This is a genomic window from uncultured Streptomyces sp., assembly GCF_947488945.1.
GTDB lineage: Bacteria > Actinomycetota > Actinomycetes > Streptomycetales > Streptomycetaceae > Streptomyces.
The window spans coordinates 1-1,041 of record NZ_CANLBS010000071.1 but is presented as its reverse complement, the minus strand read 5'-3'; the positions used below and the strand labels follow the sequence as shown (position 1 = coordinate 1,041).

The window sequence follows — 1,041 nt, the reverse complement described above, 5'->3', positions numbered from 1 at the left end:
CGGGGGTGTTGGTCTCTTTCATGCGGCGAGGGTGACGGCGGGGGTTCGGGGTTCGTAGAAGGTGCCGTCGCGGAGCATGGCGAACAGGACGCTGATGCGCTGGCGGGCGAGGCGAAGGAGGGCTTGGGTGTGGGTTTTGCCGCGGGCCCGTTGCTTGTCGTAGTAGGTGCGGGAGGCGGGGTCGGCGTTCATGCAGGCGAAGGCGGAGAGGAACATGGCCCGTTTCAGCTGCCGGTTTCCGCCGCGGGGTGCGTGTTCGCCGTGGATGGAGGTTCCCGACGACTTCGTGGTGGGGGCGAGGCCGGCGTAGGAGGCGAGGTGGGCGGCGGTGGGGAAGTTGGTGCCGTCGCCGACGGTGGTCAGCAGGACTGCGGCGGTCCTGACGCCGACGCCGGGCATCGAGGTCAGGACCTGGGAAAGAGGGTGGGCCTCCAGCAGCATGTTGATCTGGGCTTCCAGGGCCCGGCGCTGTTCGTGGACGGCGGCGAGGGAGCGGGCCAGGGACGGGACCACGATGTCGAGGGTGCCGGTGCCGGGCACGGTCACGGTTTGCTCGTCCAGGGCGTCGAAGACGTCGTCGATCAGCCGGGCGGCCATGCGCGGCGCCTTTGGGCGGATCAGCTCGACGAGGCGGCGTCGGCCCGCTTTGCGCAGGGCGGCCGGGGAGCCGTGGCGTTCCAGGAGCCAGGTGACGGCCTGGTGGTCGAGGCGGGGGCCCAGGACGCGTTCGAGGCTGGGGTGGAACTGGGTGAGCAGGCCCCGTATGCGGTTGGAGGTGCGGGTGGCTTCGGCGGCGAGGTCCTGGTCGAAGCCGGTCAGGACGGTGAGCTCGGCGGTGATCTCGTCGGCGAGTTCGAGCGAGCGCAGGGTGTGGGGCAGGGTGCGGGCCGCGTCCGCGATCACCGCCGCGTCCCTGGCGTCGGTCTTCGCCTCGCCGGGGTAGAGATCGGCGATCCGGCGCATCGCGAGTCCTGGCAGGTAGGCGACCTTGCAGCCGGCGTCCCGGGCGACGGCCAGCGGCAGGGCGCCGATGGAGGCGGG

General features: G+C 71.7%; 1 protein-coding gene. It reads right to left on the bottom strand.

Annotation, left to right across the window (positions count from 1 at the left end; translation table 11 throughout):
- Positions 1 to 18: 18 nt before the first annotated feature.
- On the bottom strand, positions 19 to 1,041 hold a 1,023-nt coding region (locus Q0994_RS33855; protein WP_299542567.1), incomplete at its 5' end, for an IS110 family transposase.